Annotated in this window: 17 protein-coding genes; 3 read left to right on the forward strand and 14 right to left on the reverse strand. The window is 64.1% G+C overall.

Going from position 1 to position 16,206, the window contains the following annotated elements:
• Positions 1–33: 33 nt before the first annotated feature.
• The 6 genes from VGV07_RS25375 to VGV07_RS25400 all read right to left on the reverse strand — a co-directional run bounded on the left by VGV07_RS25375 (position 34) and on the right by VGV07_RS25400 (position 5,395).
• The gene (locus tag VGV07_RS25375; RefSeq protein WP_326871518.1) at positions 34–621 is read right to left on the reverse strand and encodes a hypothetical protein; all 588 of its coding nucleotides are present in this window, start codon (positions 619–621) and stop codon (positions 34–36) included.
• 7 nt (positions 622–628) lie between these two features.
• Positions 629–970, reverse strand: a complete 342-nt coding sequence (locus VGV07_RS25380; RefSeq protein ID WP_326871519.1) for an MliC family protein — start codon at positions 968–970, stop codon at positions 629–631.
• 53 nt (positions 971–1,023) lie between these two features.
• Positions 1,024–2,226, reverse strand: coding sequence for an MFS transporter (locus VGV07_RS25385; protein WP_326871520.1), 1,203 nt, complete (start codon positions 2,224–2,226; stop codon positions 1,024–1,026).
• 61 nt (positions 2,227–2,287) lie between these two features.
• Positions 2,288–3,136, reverse strand: coding sequence for an SDR family NAD(P)-dependent oxidoreductase (locus tag VGV07_RS25390; RefSeq protein WP_326871521.1), 849 nt, complete (start codon positions 3,134–3,136; stop codon positions 2,288–2,290).
• 62 nt (positions 3,137–3,198) lie between these two features.
• Positions 3,199–4,908 carry an urease subunit alpha gene (gene ureC / locus VGV07_RS25395; protein WP_326871522.1) on the reverse strand — a complete coding sequence of 570 codons (1,710 nt, stop codon included), beginning with the start codon at positions 4,906–4,908 and terminating at the stop codon, positions 3,199–3,201.
• A gap of 85 nt (positions 4,909–4,993) precedes the next feature.
• The gene (locus tag VGV07_RS25400; protein WP_326871523.1) at positions 4,994–5,395 is read right to left on the reverse strand and encodes a hypothetical protein; all 402 of its coding nucleotides are present in this window, start codon (positions 5,393–5,395) and stop codon (positions 4,994–4,996) included.
• A 132-nt stretch (positions 5,396–5,527) separates the two neighbouring features.
• Between VGV07_RS25400 and VGV07_RS25405 the strand changes: the two genes are divergently transcribed.
• A complete protein-coding gene (locus tag VGV07_RS25405) occupies positions 5,528–5,911 on the forward strand; it encodes a hypothetical protein (protein WP_326871524.1) in 384 nt (127 codons plus the stop codon).
• A 109-nt stretch (positions 5,912–6,020) separates the two neighbouring features.
• Positions 6,021–6,335, forward strand: coding sequence for a hypothetical protein (locus tag VGV07_RS25410; RefSeq protein WP_326871525.1), 315 nt, complete (start codon positions 6,021–6,023; stop codon positions 6,333–6,335).
• Positions 6,336–6,403: 68 nt separating this feature from the next.
• Here VGV07_RS25410 and VGV07_RS25415 read toward each other — a convergent pair whose 3' ends face one another.
• From VGV07_RS25415 to urtA, 8 genes are all read right to left on the reverse strand, one after another.
• Complete coding sequence (locus VGV07_RS25415; RefSeq protein WP_326871526.1) at positions 6,404–6,715, reverse strand: urease subunit beta; 312 nt, start codon at positions 6,713–6,715, stop codon at positions 6,404–6,406.
• 5 nt (positions 6,716–6,720) lie between these two features.
• Complete coding sequence (locus VGV07_RS25420; RefSeq protein WP_055880252.1) at positions 6,721–7,023, reverse strand: urease subunit gamma; 303 nt, start codon at positions 7,021–7,023, stop codon at positions 6,721–6,723.
• Between the two features lie 211 nt (positions 7,024–7,234).
• Complete coding sequence (locus VGV07_RS25425) at positions 7,235–8,050, reverse strand: urease accessory protein UreD (protein ID WP_326871527.1); 816 nt, start codon at positions 8,048–8,050, stop codon at positions 7,235–7,237.
• A gap of 73 nt (positions 8,051–8,123) precedes the next feature.
• Complete coding sequence (urtE, locus tag VGV07_RS25430) at positions 8,124–8,828, reverse strand: urea ABC transporter ATP-binding subunit UrtE (protein WP_326871528.1); 705 nt, start codon at positions 8,826–8,828, stop codon at positions 8,124–8,126.
• A 163-nt stretch (positions 8,829–8,991) separates the two neighbouring features.
• Positions 8,992–9,741: an urea ABC transporter ATP-binding protein UrtD gene (gene urtD, locus VGV07_RS25435; RefSeq protein ID WP_326871529.1), complete on the reverse strand. Its 750-nt coding sequence runs from the start codon at positions 9,739–9,741 to the stop codon at positions 8,992–8,994.
• Positions 9,738–10,913, reverse strand: coding sequence for an urea ABC transporter permease subunit UrtC (gene urtC / locus VGV07_RS25440; RefSeq protein ID WP_326871530.1), 1,176 nt, complete (start codon positions 10,911–10,913; stop codon positions 9,738–9,740). The genes urtD and urtC overlap by 4 nt, the downstream gene beginning before the upstream one ends.
• 169 nt (positions 10,914–11,082) lie before the next feature.
• Positions 11,083–12,711, reverse strand: a complete 1,629-nt coding sequence (urtB, locus tag VGV07_RS25445) for an urea ABC transporter permease subunit UrtB (RefSeq protein WP_326871531.1) — start codon at positions 12,709–12,711, stop codon at positions 11,083–11,085.
• Between the two features lie 76 nt (positions 12,712–12,787).
• Positions 12,788–14,101 carry an urea ABC transporter substrate-binding protein gene (gene urtA, locus VGV07_RS25450; protein ID WP_414649999.1) on the reverse strand — a complete coding sequence of 438 codons (1,314 nt, stop codon included), beginning with the start codon at positions 14,099–14,101 and terminating at the stop codon, positions 12,788–12,790.
• Between the two features lie 1,185 nt (positions 14,102–15,286).
• On the opposite strand from urtA, the gene VGV07_RS25455 reads away from it, so the two are divergent.
• Entirely contained in the window at positions 15,287–16,201 is a 915-nt protein-coding gene (locus tag VGV07_RS25455; protein ID WP_326871532.1) for a hypothetical protein, read from the forward strand.
• Positions 16,202–16,206: the final 5 nt, after the last annotated feature.

Genomic DNA, 16,206 nt, shown 5'->3' on the forward strand with positions numbered 1-16,206 from the left:
GAGGCTTCCCAACCTTCGGGCAAGCTTAGCCGGTCAGCCGTAGGTTTCAAAGTAGTAGGCGATCGACCACGCCTGATAAAGCAGGTGCAGCAGCACAAACGCGAGCTGGAAGCGTCGGTTCGGCGTCCAGATGGCGACGGCGGACAAGACGAGGCCAAACGGAATCTGCAGAACATAGGTCGACCCCATCGCGTCGAAATAGGGCGCGCCCTTGATCATGGTGTCGACCATGTCGAACACGAACGTGATCGCGAAGATTCCGAAGAACCAATGCCGGCGCTTGATGAAGAAGTCTTCGTAACCGTCGTATTCGCTGACACTGTCCGGAAACAGCAGGGCCGCCAGTCCAAACAGGGTGACCGCGTAAGCGATCAGGAAGATGAAGATGCCGAAGTTCCAGCTCTTCAGGGTCGACAGGTCGTACTCCCACCACCAGAACAGGATCAGCTCGACGCTGATCGAGAGCACCCAGAGCAGATGGGTGAGCGAGAGCCTGGCGCGCTTGGGATGCTGGATCAGACCCGCCACGCCCATCAGCAGGCGGGTCAGGCCGAGGCCGATGACCGTTCCCATGACGATACGCACATGTACGAACACATCGTGGGCGGTGCCTGTGTCCATCGCGGCCTCAGGGGGTGTTGCTGACTTCCGAGCAGCTTACCGGAGTTTGCGGATCGGCCATCAGGTCGGTGAGGGTGGCCTCGCTGCCCTTGGTCCAGAACTCGTATTGGCCCGCGACATACCTGGCGCCCGAGGCGGCCATGACGTTGACGAACACCAGCTTCTCCGGCCCCACCGGCACGATGGCGAGGAAGTTCGGCTTGGCGTTGATGAAATCCACGGAGAAGGGTTCGAGCCCTTCGCACTGATACTGGTGGGTGGTGCGCTCGAAATCGCCGGCGAGGTTCAGCACGACCTGGGCCGAGACATCAACGTTCTGCATCATGGCGGCAGTGGCTAGAGCTTCCATCGTCTGGTCCTCCTCGGAACTCAGCGAGCCTAACCGATTCGCTGTGGCGGATTTCAGTCGGCTTCCGCTGGGGCCCGAAGGGTTGAGATCCGGCGATGCCGCAGCACCAGCACGGCGAGGCTCAGGAGGGCGCTGAGCGACAGGCCGGTCGCGACCCACAGAGCTGCATTGCTGCCGGGCCCCGAAAGGATTGCCGCAAACAGCGGCGGGGCGCAGGCAAAACTCAGGTTGAGCGGCAGCGCCAGCATCGAGGAGGCGCGCGCATAGGCGGCTGCCGAAAACAGGTCGAGCGGCATGGTGGAGCGGGCGACGGCGAGGACGCCGCTGGCGAGGCCATAGACCACGACGAAGCCGATAGCGGCCGGCGTGCCCGTGCCGATGATCAGCACTGCAAAACTGAGGGGCAGCGCCGCCGCCGCGGCAAGTCCTGTGGCGAGACTGTTCCAGCGTTTGCCGGCGGCGAAATCGACCAGCCGCGCCAGCAATGCCGTGACCCCAATGAACGAGGCGATGAGTACCGCCGTGCCGTGTTCGAGGCCGCGTCCCTCGAACAGGGTGATGATGGTCAATGAAAAGCCCCAGGTGACGATACCGTTGGCGGCGCTGGCGAAGGCGAGCAGGCCAAACGCGGCGCGATCGAGCGGTGGCACGGGACCGGCATCGGCCGGCTTTGCCGCATCGGCCGGGCGCCTCGCCAGCAGCAGCCAGTAGATTGGTGCGGCAATGACCAGCAGCAGCGCTGCCCCGGTCAACGTCGCCGCCCGCCAGCCGAAAGCCGATTGCAGCGCACCCAGCAGCGGCCAGGAGAGCGTGGTCGAAAGCCCACCGAAAATCAGGAGCGCGCCGATGGCCTGCCGGGCCCGGGCACCGGCCCATTCGGCAACGCCGATCTGCATCGCGGTGGTCAGCATGCCGGCGCCGGCGAGACCGACCAGCAGCCAGCCGGCGAAGTATGTCCATGCCGCGCCGGCGCAGGCGATGGTTGCAAGCCCGAGCGCCGCGACCATCGTACCCGTGGTCATCACGAGGCGCGCCCCATGGCGTTCGAACAGCCGCAGGCATGGCACAGCGGCGAACGCCATTGTCACCAGCATGACCGTCGGCCCGGTCATTACGGCGGGGTAGGGCAGACCCAGCGCCTCCGCCATGGCGCTGCTGGTGATGGCCGGCAGATTGAATGTCATGCCCCAGCAAACTGCCTGGGCAAGGGCGAAGGCCGCAATGGTCAGCGGCAGACGGAAACGAAACTCTGACAAGCGTCACCCACGGGGAAGCGCCCTACCGAGCACGGCGAGGTTTCAGCCATGTGACAGCGGGTTAGACGGTTTGGAGTGTATTGGGCCGGGGCTGGTAACCGTCGATATCGGCATAGCCATATTCGAGCGCGAGGTCGGCGCTGGTGAAGATGCGACCGGACTTCTCCAGCAGCGCCGGATCGGCGGCGAGATGGGCGATGGCGCGGCCCTGGAATTCCGGGCTCTCCGAGTTCGACATGTCGAAATACTTGGCGTTCTTCAGCACCTCCTCGGTGCGAACCAGCCCGGGATAGAGCGCAATGGCGGCCACGTCGAATTCGCGCATCTGGTGGGCGACATCGGTTGCCAGCTTGTCCATCGCGGCCTTGGAGACGCCGTAGACGACGTTCTGCATGAACTTCTGCGCCGCCCAGAACGAGATGTTGACGATCAGGCCGGAACGCTGCCGCGCCATGGCTTCGGTGGCGACGCGAATGGCGCACCAGGCGGAGCGCGCGCCGATGCCGATCATGGCGTCCCAGCGCCACATCGGCTGCTGCCAGATCGGATCGACCCAGGTGAAGCGATTATCCTCTTCCATGCGCTCGTAACCGGGCCAGGCGGAGTTGACGAGGACATCGAGACGGCCCTCGTCGGCCAGCACGCGATGCACCACGGCCTCGGTTTCGACGTCGTAGGCGTGGTCCACCCGGTGGGCGACGCAGCGACCGGGATACTTGCCGGATTCATCGAGCACGGAGGCCAGCGAGCCGGCCCGGTCGAGCCCCTCAGGATGCTCGCCGTTCCGCACTGTCCGGCCGGTGATGTGTACCGTCGCCCCGGCCTCGAGCAAGCCCAGCGCCACGCCGCGTCCAACCCCGCGACTCGCCCCGGTTACAAGGCACACCTTGCCCGTGAGATCGACCGCCATGCTGCTCTCCTCGACTCAATGACGAGAACGTAGCATGAACAAAGGCGCTGATATACGCGGCGCTAGAACAGGAAATACCGCTGCGCCATCGGCAGCACGGTTGCCGGTTCGCAGGTCAGCAGCTCGCCGTCAGCCCGTACTTCATAGGTCTCGGGGTCGACGTCGATATGGGGGGTGGCCGAGTTGTGGATCATCGAGGCTTTGCTGATGCCGCCTCGGGTGTTTTCGACCGGCAGCATGCCCTTGGCGACGCCGAGCGTCTTTTGCAGGCCATTGTCGTAGGCGGCCTGGCTGATGAAGGTCACCGAGGAATTGGTCCTCAGTTTGCCATAGGCGCCGAACATCGGGCGGTAGTGCATCGGCTGCGGGGTGGGGATCGAGGCGTTGGGGTCGCCCATTGGGGCGGCAGCTATGGAGCCGCCCATGATCACCATTTCCGGCTTCACGCCGAAGAAGGCCGGCGTCCACATCACCAGGTCGGCGCGCTTGCCGACCTCGACCGAGCCGATATGGCGGCTGAGGCCCTGCGCGATGGCGGGGTTGATGGTGTATTTGGCGATGAAGCGCTTGACCCGGAAGTTGTCGTTGTCGCCGGTTTCCTCGGGCAACCGGCCGCGCTGGCGCTTCATCTTGTCGGCGGTCTGCCAGGTGCGGATGATCACTTCGCCGACGCGGCCCATGGCCTGGCTGTCGGACGAGATCATCGAGAAGGCGCCGATATCGTGGAGGATATCTTCGGCGGCGATGGTCTCCTTGCGGATGCGGCTCTCGGCGAAGGCGACATCCTCGGCAATGGCCGGGCTCAGATGGTGGCAAACCATCAGCATGTCGAGATGCTCGGCCAGCGTGTTCACCGTGTAGGGACGGGTCGGGTTGGTCGAGGAGGGGAGCACGTTGGGCAGGCTCGCCACCTTGATGATGTCGGGGGCATGGCCGCCGCCGGCGCCTTCGGTGTGGAAGGCGTGGATGGTGCGGCCCTTGAAGGCGCGCACGGTGTCCTCGACGAAGCCGGATTCGTTCAGCGTATCGGTATGGATCATCACCTGCACGTCATAGGCGTCGGCGACCGAAAGGCAGTTGTCGATGGTCGCCGGCGTGGTGCCCCAGTCTTCGTGAAGCTTCATCGAACTGGCGCCGGCGAGGATCATCTCCTCGAGCGGCGCGGGAAGCGAGGCGTTGCCCTTGCCGGCAAGGCCGAGGTTCATCGGGAAGGCATCAAAGCTTTCGATCATCCGGTGGATGTGCCAGGCGCCGGTGCAGGTGGTAGCGAGGGTGCCGTGTGCCGGGCCGGTGCCGCCGCCGATCATCGTGGTGATGCCCGACATCAGGGCTTCTTCGATCTGCTGCGGGGCGATGAAGTGGATATGCGCATCCATGCCGCCGGCAGTGATGATGCGGCCCTCGGAGGCGATTACCTCGGTCGATGGCCCGATGATGATGTCGACATTGGGCTGGGTGTCGGGATTGCCGGCCTTGCCGATGGCGTGGATCCTGCCGTCGCGCAGGCCGATATCGGCCTTGTAGATGCCGGTATGGTCGATGATCAGTGCGTTGGTGATCACCGTATCGACGGCGCCGGCGGCGCGAGTGATCTGGCTTTGGCCCATGCCGTCGCGGATCACCTTGCCGCCACCGAACTTCACCTCCTCGCCGTAGGTGGTGAGATCCTTCTCCACCTCGATGAACAGCTCGGTGTCGGCCAGCCGCACGCGATCGCCGGTGGTCGGCCCATACATCTGGGCGTAAGTCGAGCGTGAGATGCGAGCGGGCATGATGATCCTTCCAGGCGAAGCGGAAGACTCATTTGAACCGCCTAATAGTTAGGCTGTCCAGCCATCTGACGCGAAAATCGGCAGCTCAATTCGGCTTGGGAGTAATCGCCTCGGCCTTGCGATAGGCGGCAATGAGAAAGCCCAGCATGTCATCGAGCAAGCCATTGCCGGCGCGGATGTCGGGGTCGGTCTGGGTGCGGGCGATCAGCGAGATGGCCAGCACCTGCACGGCGTAGGCGTGCTTGGCCTTGCCTTGCTTGTGGAAGTCGTTGCCTTGCTTCTGGAAATCGCCGAGCAGCTGGTCATAGGCCTCACGCGCCATGCTGGCCTTGTAGGCCGCCCAGCTTGGCTGCCGGGCGCGATCGAGAAGGCGTGCGGCAAGGCTGCCGATCAGGAACATCGCCTCAGGGTCCTGGCCGCCATTGCTGCGCAGGTCCTGCAGCACCGCCACAAAGCGCTCTTTGAAATCTTCTTCCTTGGTGGCCATCGCCGTCCTGCCCATTGAAACCGGCGCATCCGTAACCGAAATCTCTGGCGATTGCCAAAGCTGATGTGGCCGCTCCGTCCGGATTTTGCCACAGGCTGCTGTTCTATTCGCGCTACCCGTCTGGAGGCTCACATGAAATCCCAATTCGTCGCCGCGCTCGCCGCCACCGTGCTGATGGCCGCGCCGCAGCTGGCCCATGCTCAGAACATGGATATCGTCCAGATCATTTCGGGCATCGGAGGAAGCGAGTTCCTGCACGATGCCGGGCGTGCCGACAGTGCCGCGGGATTGCGTGTCGTGCGCCTTTCCAGCCTCGCCGGCGCCGAGATGAACGCCGACCTGCTGGCCAGGGCGGTCGAGAGCAAGCAGCGCGATGTGGGATACCTGCAGGGCAACCTGGTGATCAACCCGCTGGCGATGAGCGCGATCCGCAATGCCGGCGTCAGCCTGGGCCAGATCGTCGCGATCGATCTCGCTGGCGACGGCGGCGGGGTCCTCTACGCCGACGACCTTTAGCCAGGGTTCCCCTTCATGAACGCAACATAGTGTGAACGGGCAGGGGGAAACCTCTGCGACGCTCATGCGTATCTCCACCGTGGATTTTAGTGACCAACGGAGATAAAAAATGTTGAATTTCAAGGCTATTGCTGTTGCCGCCGCCCTCACACTGTCGACTGCCGGGATTGCCATGGCAGCGGAGGGCAGCGCCATGGACGCGTTGACCTCGGCAACGACGGTCAGCTTCCAGACCGTGACGGCTGCGGAGCTTACCCCGCTGAGCCCGGGTTATGAGGAGGTCGATCTCGACTCGCTGAAGGCCCGCATCCAGGGCAACCCGGGGCTGCTTGCCCAGCTCGAAAGCTATGGCGCGACGATTGACGATGTCGTGGGCATCACCGGAACCGATGCGACCGACGTGACCATCCTGGTTCAGGGCTAACCACGCCCCCTACCGAAGCGAAGGGCCGGGCGCCATGCCCGGCCTTTTCGTATCTGGATCTCGGCGCGTCAGAGCTTACCCATCACCCTCTGCTGGAAGCCGTAGACAATGCGGCTGCCCGAGAGCGGCACCAGCCGCACCTCCCGCGCCTGTCCGGGCTCGAACCGCACCGCGGTGCCGGCGGCGATGTCGAGCCGCATGCCGCGGGCTTTTTCGCGGTCGAAGCTGAGCCCGGCATTGGTCTCGTAGAAGTGGTAGTGCGAGCCGACCTGGATCGGCCGATCACCGGTATTGGCCACCTCGATGGTGATCTGCGGTGCGCCGACATTGAGTTCGATGTCGCCGGGGACGGTATAGATTTCGCCTGGAACAAGGACCATTTCGCTTACCGGATCGGTTCGTGGACGGTGACCAGCTTGGTGCCGTCGGGGAAGGTGGCTTCGACCTGCACGTCGTGGATCATTTCGGCAATGCCTTCCATCACCTGGGCGCGGCTAACCACATGGGCGCCGGCTTCCATCAGGTCGGCAACCGAACGGCCATCGCGGGCGCCTTCGACGACATAGTCGGTGATCAGCGCAATGGCCTCGGGGTGGTTGAGTTTCACGCCACGCTCGAGGCGCTTGCGGGCCACGATCGCGGCCATGGCAATGAGCAGCTTGTCTTTCTCGCGGGGCGTCAGGTTCATGCGGGAGTTCCTACGGGAGTGTCGTGCGCGGAGCACTGGATCCCCGCTTTCGCGGGGATGACGTCGGTGGTGTCAGCACAGGCTCGCGCCACAGCCCCCGCGTCGTTCCCGCGAAAGCGGGAATCCATGCTGCCGCCGGTGCCGGCAGCGAGATGGATCCCGACTTGCGCCGGGATGACATCGGTTGAGCAGTAAGCCATGCGATTCATGCTCACAAATGCCAGAGGCGCGGCAAGGTGCCGGCGCCCGAAAGCTGCGCGATTATTGGCGTGATGATGCGGCGCAGCGCAAGCCCCGATGAGGCCATGGCGCGGATGACCAGGCGCTCGCCGACGACGCTGGCCGCGGATTGGCCGGTGCAGAGGGCGCGGACCGGCTCGAGCTTTCGTTCGGCGTCGGCGCCGATATAGAGCAGGGTGGCGAAGGCGCCGGCGCCGGCGAGCAGCGACAGGCCATCCCGCTCCAGCGGATCGGCGCTCAGCCGCGTCGCCTCGGCATGAAGCAGCCGGCCACCACGGCAAATACGCCAGTTGTCGCTGAGCCGCGCACCGCGGGCAGCTTCGCCCATCGCTTCGCGGCCGAGGATGATCGCCTCGATGGCGAAAAAACTGGCATCGGCGGCGAGGTCGACCTCGAGGCTGCGGCTGAGCCGGCCGCCTTCGTAGAGGATCGTCTCCTGCGGCAGCCAGTCGAGATGCGCTCCGGCGCCGACCTCGAGCCGCGTGCTGACCGTGGCGTCGTCGCCGAGCGAGCGATAAACCCGCTCGCAGGCCTGGGTGGTGAGCACCATCCTGGCGCCGGGCGCGGCCTTGGCTTCCCAGGCAACATCATCGCCGCCGGTCAGCCCGCCGGCGGTGTTGATCAGCACGGCATGCAGGCTCGGATCGTGGGTATGCGGCAGCCGGATCTTGGCGCAGCCCTCCTGAAACAGGTTGGTCAACCGAGTGCGGCCATCGAGCACCTGGGTAGCGATACGGCCGACGCCGCGGGCGCGCTGGTGGCGGGGGAAGGCGAGAGCAGCGGTCATCTCTTCCCTTCTCCCCTCAGGGGAGAGGGGACGCAAGCTGCGAGGTCGAGTGCAAAGCCTAACAGCCCCACGCTCACACCATCAGATGCCGACGCACCTCGGGCAGGTCGAGGTCGGCGGCGGGGCCGGAATGCATGATTTCACCGCGATCCATGATGTAGATGTCGTCGGCGATCTCGCGGCAGAAGTCCAGATACTGCTCGACCAACAGGATGGTCATGCCCTTCTGGTCGCGCAGAAACTGCAGCGCACGGCCAATGTCCTTGATGATCGAGGGCTGGATGCCCTCGGTGGGCTCGTCCAGCACCAGCACTTTGGGCCGGGTCACCAGCGCCCGGCCGATGGCGAGCTGCTGCTGCTGGCCACCCGAAAGATCGCCGCCGCGACGGCCGAGCATCGATTTGAGGATCGGGAACAGCTCGTAGATGTAGTCCGGCACGTTGCGGTCGGCCGGTTTCAGCGGCGCGTAGCCGGTCTCGAGGTTCTCCTTCACGCTCAGCAGCGGGAAAATCTCTCGCCCCTGCGGCACGTAGCCGATGCCAAGCCGGGCGCGCTTGTAGGGCGGCGCCTTCTTCAGCACTTCGTCGTTGAAGACGATCTCGCCCGACGAGACGTTGTTGATGCCGGTAACGGCACGCAGCGTCGAGGATTTGCCCACGCCATTGCGGCCCAGTACGGCGGTGATCCGTCCGGGTTTGGCCTCAATCGAGATTCCTCGCAGCGCCTGAGCGGCGCCGTAGTGAAGGCCGATGTCGCGGATCGAGAGGGCGGTGGTCATGGCTGTGTTCTTTCGTTGCTCGCAGACGGCCCCCTCCCATCCTCCCCCATGAAGGGGGAGGTGCCGCATCCAGCGCTTGGCACCATCGCGCCACGCGCTCGATTCTTCACCTCCCCCTTCATGGGGGAGGCCGGGAGGGGGCCGTCTCTATCAGTCTGCAACATCATCGCCCGAGATATCGTTCGATGACGATGGGATTGGCGCTCACCTGGTCGAGCGTGCCTTCGGCCAGCACCGATCCCTCGGCGAGGCAGGTGACACGGGTGCCCAGTTCGCGCACGAAGCTCATGTCGTGTTCGACCACCACCACCGAGCGGGTCTTGGCGATCTGTTTGAGAAGTATCGCCGTTTCGACGGTTTCGGCGTCGGTCATGCCGGCGACCGGCTCGTCGACCAGCAGCAGCTTCGGGTCCTGCGCCAGCAACATGCCGATCTCGAGCCACTGCTTCTGGCCGTGGCTGAGGTCGGCGGCGAGTTCGTCCTTGCGCGCCGTGAGGCGGACGGTTTCGAGGATTTCCTCGATGCGCGCCTTGTCCTCGGGGCTCTCGGAATAGAGCAGGGCGGCGAGCACGGCACGCGGCTTTTTCAGCGCCAGCACCAGGTTGTCCCAGATGGTGTGGCTCTCGAACACCGTCGGCTTCTGGAACTTGCGGCCGATGCCCAGATTGGCGATCTGCGCCTCGTCGAGCTTGGTGAGATCGGTGCGGCCGTCGAAATACACCTCGCCGTCATCGGGGCGGGTTTTGCCGGTGATGATGTCCATCATGGTGGTCTTGCCGGCGCCATTGGGGCCGATGATGGCCAGCATCTCGCCGGGGTGGACGATGATCGAGAGGTGGTTCAGCGCCTTGAAACCGTCGAAGGAAACGGAGACGCCGTTGAGGTAGAGCATGGTGCCGGATTTGTCGGTCATTCGGCGGGCTCCGCTACGGGCTTTGACTGCGGCAGGGTGGACGGGTCCTCACCGGCTTCGGCAGCCGAACTCGCCTCCTTACCCTTGCGGGGCTTGAGCTTCTGGAACAGCCCGACAATGCCTTTGGGCATGAACAGCGTGACGAAAATGAACAGGCCGCCGAGGCAGTAGAGCCAGAAATCGGGGAAGGCGCCGGTGAACACCGATTTGCCGGCATTGACCAGCACGGCGCCAATGATCGGCCCGATCAGCGTGCCGCGGCCACCGACGGCGACCCAGATCACCGCTTCGATCGAGTTGGCCGGGTCGAACTCGCCCGGGTTGATGATGCCGACCTGCGGCGTGTAGAGCGCGCCGGCAATGCCGGCCAGCACCGCGGAGACGACGAAGGCGAACAGCTTCACGTTTTCCGGGCGCCAGCCGAGGAAGCGGGTGCGGCTTTCACCGTCGCGTACCGCCACCATCACCTTGCCGAGCTTGGAATTGACGATGGCCGAGCAGATGATCACCGCCAGCGCCAGGGCCAGGGCCGACGCCGCGAACAGGCCGGCGCGGGTGGTCGCGGCCTGCACGTTGAAGCCGAGGATGTCCTTGAAGTCGGTGAGCCCGTTATTGCCGCCGAGCCCCAGATCGTTGCGGAAGAAGGCGAGCAGCAGGGCGTAGGTCATCGCCTGGGTGATGATCGAGAGATAGACGCCGGTAACGCGGCTGCGGAAGGCGAACCAGCCGAAGGCGAAGGCCAGCAACCCCGGCACGAACAGCACCATCAGGAAGGCGAACCACCACAGGTCGAAACCGTGCCAGAACCAAGGCAGGTCCTTGTAGTTGAGGAACACCATGAAGTCGGGCAGCACCGGGTTGGCATAGACGCCGCGCGCGCCGATCTGGCGCATCAGGTACATGCCCATGGCATAGGCGCCGAGCGCGAAAAACGCCGCATGGCCGAGCGAGAGGATCCCGCAATAGCCCCACACCAGGTCGAGCGCGAGCGCCAGCATGGCGTAGTTCAGGTACTTGCCGAGCAGCGGCACCATGTAGTTGGGCAGGTGCAGCGGGTGGCCCTCGGGGATGACGAGGTTGGCGGCCGGGATGGCGATGGCGATGAACATCAGCGCCACGACCAGCCAGATGGCCTTTTTGTCGAGGGCGCGGAACAGCATTTGGGTGATCATTGGTCGGCACCGCTGGAGAGAAAGGCCCCCTCACCCGGCGCGGCGCGCCGACCTCTCCCCCCAGGGAGAGGTGGTGGGGAGGCGAGACCGCGCCACAGCGCCACCTCTCCCTCTGGGGGAGAGGTCGGCCAAAGGCCGGGTGAGGGGGCCTTTGTAACGCTCACCATACTCACGACTCCACCGCCCGGCCCTTGAGCGCAAACAGCCCTCGTGGTCGCCGCTGGATGAACAGGATGATGAGGATCAGGATGGCGATCTTGGCCAGCACCGCCCCGGCGTAGGGCTCGATGAACTTGTTGGCGACGCCGAGCGACACCGCGCCGATCAGCGTGCCCCAGAGGTTCCCGACCCCACCGAACACCACCACCATGAAACTGTCGATGATGTAGCCCTGGCCGAGATTGGGCGAGACGTTGTCGATCTGGCTCAGCGCCACGCCGGCCATGCCGGCAATGCCGGAGCCGAGGCCGAAGGTCATGGCGTCGACGAACGGTGTGCGGATGCCCATGGCCGAGGCCATGCGGCGGTTCTGCGTCACGGCGCGCATCTGCAGGCCGAGCGGCGTGCGGTTGAGGATGATCTGCAGCGCGATGAACACCGCGATGGCAAAGACGATGATCCAGAGCCGGTTCCAGGTGAAGCTGAGGTTCCACAATTCGAACGTGCCGCTCATCCATTGCGGTGGCTGCACCAGCTTGTTGGTCGGCCCGAAGATGGTGCGCACCAGCTGCTGCAGCACCAGCGACAGGCCCCAGGTGGCGAGCAGGGTCTCGAGCGGCCGGCCGTAGAGCCAGCGGATGATGCCGCGTTCGATGCCGATGCCGATCAGCGCGGTGATGAGGAAGGCGGCGGGTACGGCGAAGGCGAGAGAATACTCCATCAGCCCCGGCGCCACCGACTGGATGACCAATTGCGTGACATAGGTGGTGTAGGCGCCCAGCATCACCATCTCGCCATGCGCCATGTTGATGACGCCCATCACGCCGAAGGTGATGGCGAGGCCGATGGCGGCGAGCAGCAGCACCGAGCTCAGCGAGATGCCGTAGAGCAGGTTCTGCCCGACATCCCACACCGCGAGCGTGTTGCCGATCGAGTCGATGCCGGCCTGGATGGTTGGCTGCAGTTCCGCCGGCGCCGAGGCCAGCGTATTGACCAGCACAGTCTGCGCTGCGCGGTTGTTCTGCGCCACGACGAGCTCGACGGCGGCGCGCTTGTCTTCCAGCGAGCCGTCGGTCTTCAACACGATCACCGCGCGCGCCATCTGCATGGTGCTCTTGATGCCGGCATCAGTCTCGGCGGCGATCGCCTGGTCGAGCAGTTCCAGCATCTCCGGGTCGGCGTTCTTCAGGACACTCTGCGCCGCCGACAGCCGCGTCGGCTGGTCGGGACTCAAGAGCGTCATCTTGCCGATGGCAGTGCGGATCTTGCCGCGAAGGCCATTGTTGGTCTTGATCTTTTCGAGGTCGGCGCTCGGCAGCGTGCCGAGGTCAGCCCCGTCGACTGGATCGATCAGCGCGAGATCGCTGCCGGCCTTGGTGGCGATCACCACCTTGCCGTCGGATTCGCGGATGTAGAGGTTGCCGTCGCTCAGCGCCTGCAGCACCGGCGGCACGCGTTCGTCGCCGGTGGCGACCAGCGCATCCATCGCCTTGGTTCGGTCGGCGAAGCTGCCGGGTCCGAGCGCGTTGATCTGGGCGGCGAAATCGCCGGGCGCCGAAGTGGCTTGTGCCAGCACGGGGAGAGGGGCGAGAGCTACAGCGATCAGGAAGGCAATCAGAGTGAGAATTCGGGTGGCCATCGTGGTCGCTCTATCGCGAGGAAGATCGTGGTGGGGTGGCGACGGCGGAGAGCCGCCGTCGCCGATTTCGCATGGCTTACATCGCAGCCGGCGCGACTTCGCAGGTGTTGGTCGCGGTGTTGAGACGGCCGCAACCGGTCAGCGGGTCGGTCCAGTCGGCCGAGATGTCCTTGTTCTCCGGGAGCACTTCGGACCAGGCCGCGCCCGGAACGTCGCCTTCGGTCTGCCAGACGGTCTCGAACTGGCCGTCAGCCTGGATTTCGCCGATCAGAACAGGCTTGGTCAGGTGGTGGTTCGGGAGAACCTTCGCGGTCCCACCGGTCAGGTTCGGCACTTCGAGGCCGACGATCGCCTTGAGCACGGCGTCGGTATCGGTGGTGCCAGCTTTCTCGACTGCCTGCACCCAGAGCTGGAAGCCGAGATAGGCCGCTTCCATCGGATCGTTGGTGGTGCGCTTGTCGTCGCCGATGAAGGCGTGCCAGTTCTTGATGAACTCGGCATTGGCCGGGTTGTCCACCGACTGGAAGTAGTTCCAGGCGGCGAGGTGGCCGACAAGGTTCGAGGTGTCGAAGCCGGCGAGTTCTTCCTCACCGACCGAGAAGGCGACGACGGGGATATCCTCAGCCGAGACGCCCTGGTTGGCGAGTTCCTTGTAGAACGGCACGTTGGCGTCGCCGTTGATGGTCGAGACCACGGCGGTCTTCTTGCCGGCCGAGCCGAACTCCTTGATGGCAGCGACTTCGGTCTGCCAGTCGGCGAAGCCGAACGGAGTGTAGTTGATCTTGATGTCTTCCGGCGCCACGCCCTTGTCCTTGAGGTACTGCTCGAGGATCTTGTTGGTGGTGCGCGGGTAGACGTAGTCGGTGGCTTCGAGCACCCAGCGCTTCACGGAACCGCCTTCTTCGCTCATCAGGTAGTCGACGGCCGGGATGGCCTGCTGGTTCGGCGCGGCGCCGGTGTAGATGACGTTCTTCTCGGATTCTTCGCCCTCGTACTGCACCGGGTAGAAGAGGATCGAGTTCAGTTCCTTGAACACCGGCAGGACCGACTTGCGCGACGACGAGGTCCAGCAGCCGAACACGGCAGCGACGCCATTGACGGCGATCAGTTCGCGGGCCTTTTCCGCAAACAGCGGCCAATCGGACGCGGGGTCGACGACGACCGCCTCGAGCTTCTTGCCCAGGACGCCGCCCTTCTTGTTCTGCTCATCGATCAGGAAGAGCATGGTGTCCTTCAGGGTGGTCTCCGAAATCGCCATAGTCCCCGACAGCGAGTGGAGTACGCCCACCTTGATGGTGTCCTGCGCATAAGCAGTAAGAGGCGCGAGCGCCCCGGCAGTCATCGCGACCCCCAGGCCGATCCCGGCCATCATGCGACTGATACCTGTCATACTTACCTCCGACAGTTTGGTTGTTTGCACCGGGGAGGAAGTTGCAATCGCCGTGCCAGCAGCGAAAAACGTCGCCAAACCGCTGAGTCTGCTGGAGTCTTTTCGGAGCTGCCGGTTTCGCGCGGCGGAACGATTGCATACCGACGGGGTCGTGCTGCCTGCTTGCTGAGCAGTGCGATTCACTTTCGCTTAAGATTTGAGCAGCCGTTTGGTGTGCCCAAGAACCGAGCGGCGAATTGAGTGGCATCTGACTGAGGTGGAGGGGTGACCGGGATTTGCAGCGCTGCTAAAAATCGGAGACCGGAAGTTCGCTTCCGGCAGAGGTTGTTTGCACCACACCCTCGACCCCGCGTCGGCAACGGCGCGGGGTTTTGCGTTTGTGGTGCGGCGCGATCCTCGCATCGATCGGCAACCATCGGGCCGCTTCGCCGTTAAGCCAGCAAGCCGCCGGAGACGTCGTCCCGGTGCACAGATATCGGCAGATGTTGCGAGGGCTGACGCTCCCTCGTGGTTGATGCCGGTGGGGCGCGGAGCTTCGGCTTCGCGCCTTCTTTGTTTGGTAAGTCGGTGCCGGCGGCGACCAATCTACGTGTTTGTCGCGATATCGCTAAGCGAGGCCACCAGGGTGTGGGGCAAGACGCCGTTTGGCCTGACTCGAAAGGGCGTAGAGGGCCGGTGCGGCAGGCTGGCGTTGCCGGCGTTGCCGTTGCCATCGTCGCCAAAGCGGCGCCTGTTCATAAGTCGCCGAAAGCTGTCAGCGTGCTGTCATCTTGTCTCGACAAGTTCCGACGTGGCCGCCGCAGGCGTTACCAAAACATTCACAAGCATCCAAAGGCCCGCTTCGACTGCGGTTTCCGAGCCCGGTAGTAACCCGGGCAGAAGTGGCCAACCGAGGCGATGACCTCAAGGTTAAGTGGTGGCGCGTAGCTGGGGGAGGAGGTTCCGGTGACATCTTGCATTGGAGTCAAGGTTCAAGAAAATTGTCTGCGCTCTAAGTGCTAGCGCGTACAAATATGCGTAGAGATTCTGTTTAAGTGTAACTGCGTAATCTGTGCAATTGGCCAAGATGCGGAATATATTGAACAACCAATCACAAGTTGATCACCTATCGCTCTGAAGGTTTACAACGGTCTCATACGTGCATATTCATCAGCCGACGGGCGGCGGATGTAGCGGAGGATGGTCATGAGAAGCAACGTTTTTGCGGCCTTGGCGACGTTCACAATCGTCGCGGGAATGAATGCGGCCACGGTGAATGCCCTCGATCTCGGCGGTGCGCTTGGTGGTGTCGTGGGTGGGGTTACCGAAACAGTTGGCGGTGTCGTCGGCGGCGTGACCGAAACGGTTGGCGGCGTAGTCGGCGGCGGTGATGGCGGCGGCGGTGGCGGCGGCGGTGGTGGAGGTGGAAGTGGCGGCGGTGGAAGCGGCGGTGGTGGCAGTGGCGGCGGTGGAGGTGGTGCCAATATTGGTGGCCTGCTATCGGTCAACGACGACGATAACGATGCGCTGGTCAATCTCGACGTCGGCGGTGGCAATAACAACCTGCTGAATGCCGCTGTCGGCCGCGGCAGCGATCCGCTGGTCAATGCCAATGTGTCGACCAATGGGTTGCTTAGGAATACGTCCGTATCGCTGAACCTTGGCGGCCTCGGGCTCGACGTCGATATCGATCTCGGTATCCTCGATCCTGACAATCCGAACAACCCAGGCGGTCCGAACAATCCGGGCGGCCCGAACAAACCTGGTGGCCGTGCGGTGCTGGTCGGCAGCCTCGGCGGCGGCGGTACCTTCGTGATCAACTGCACGGTCAACAACACCAAGCAGCTGCTGCAGGTGGCAGCGGCCGGCAAGATCAGTGGTGCCGAGATCAAGGCGTGGATGCGCGCCGCCAATGTGCAGGTGGTGCCGATCAAACTTTGCCCGGCGGCCAAGAAGCAGGTCGCGGCGCTGCTCGCCAAGAGCAAGAAGATCAATCTGCTGCGCCGGGCGGTGATGTCCGACGCGCTGATCACTGCCTCGCTCGGCCGGACCCGCTATGACGCCGGCGACGTGGTCGCGGTGCAGCGCAAGGGTGGCCAACTGGTCGTCTACGTCTACTAAGCCCA

The organism is Devosia sp. (genome assembly GCF_035944845.1).
Classification (GTDB): Bacteria; Pseudomonadota; Alphaproteobacteria; order Rhizobiales; family Devosiaceae; genus Devosia_A.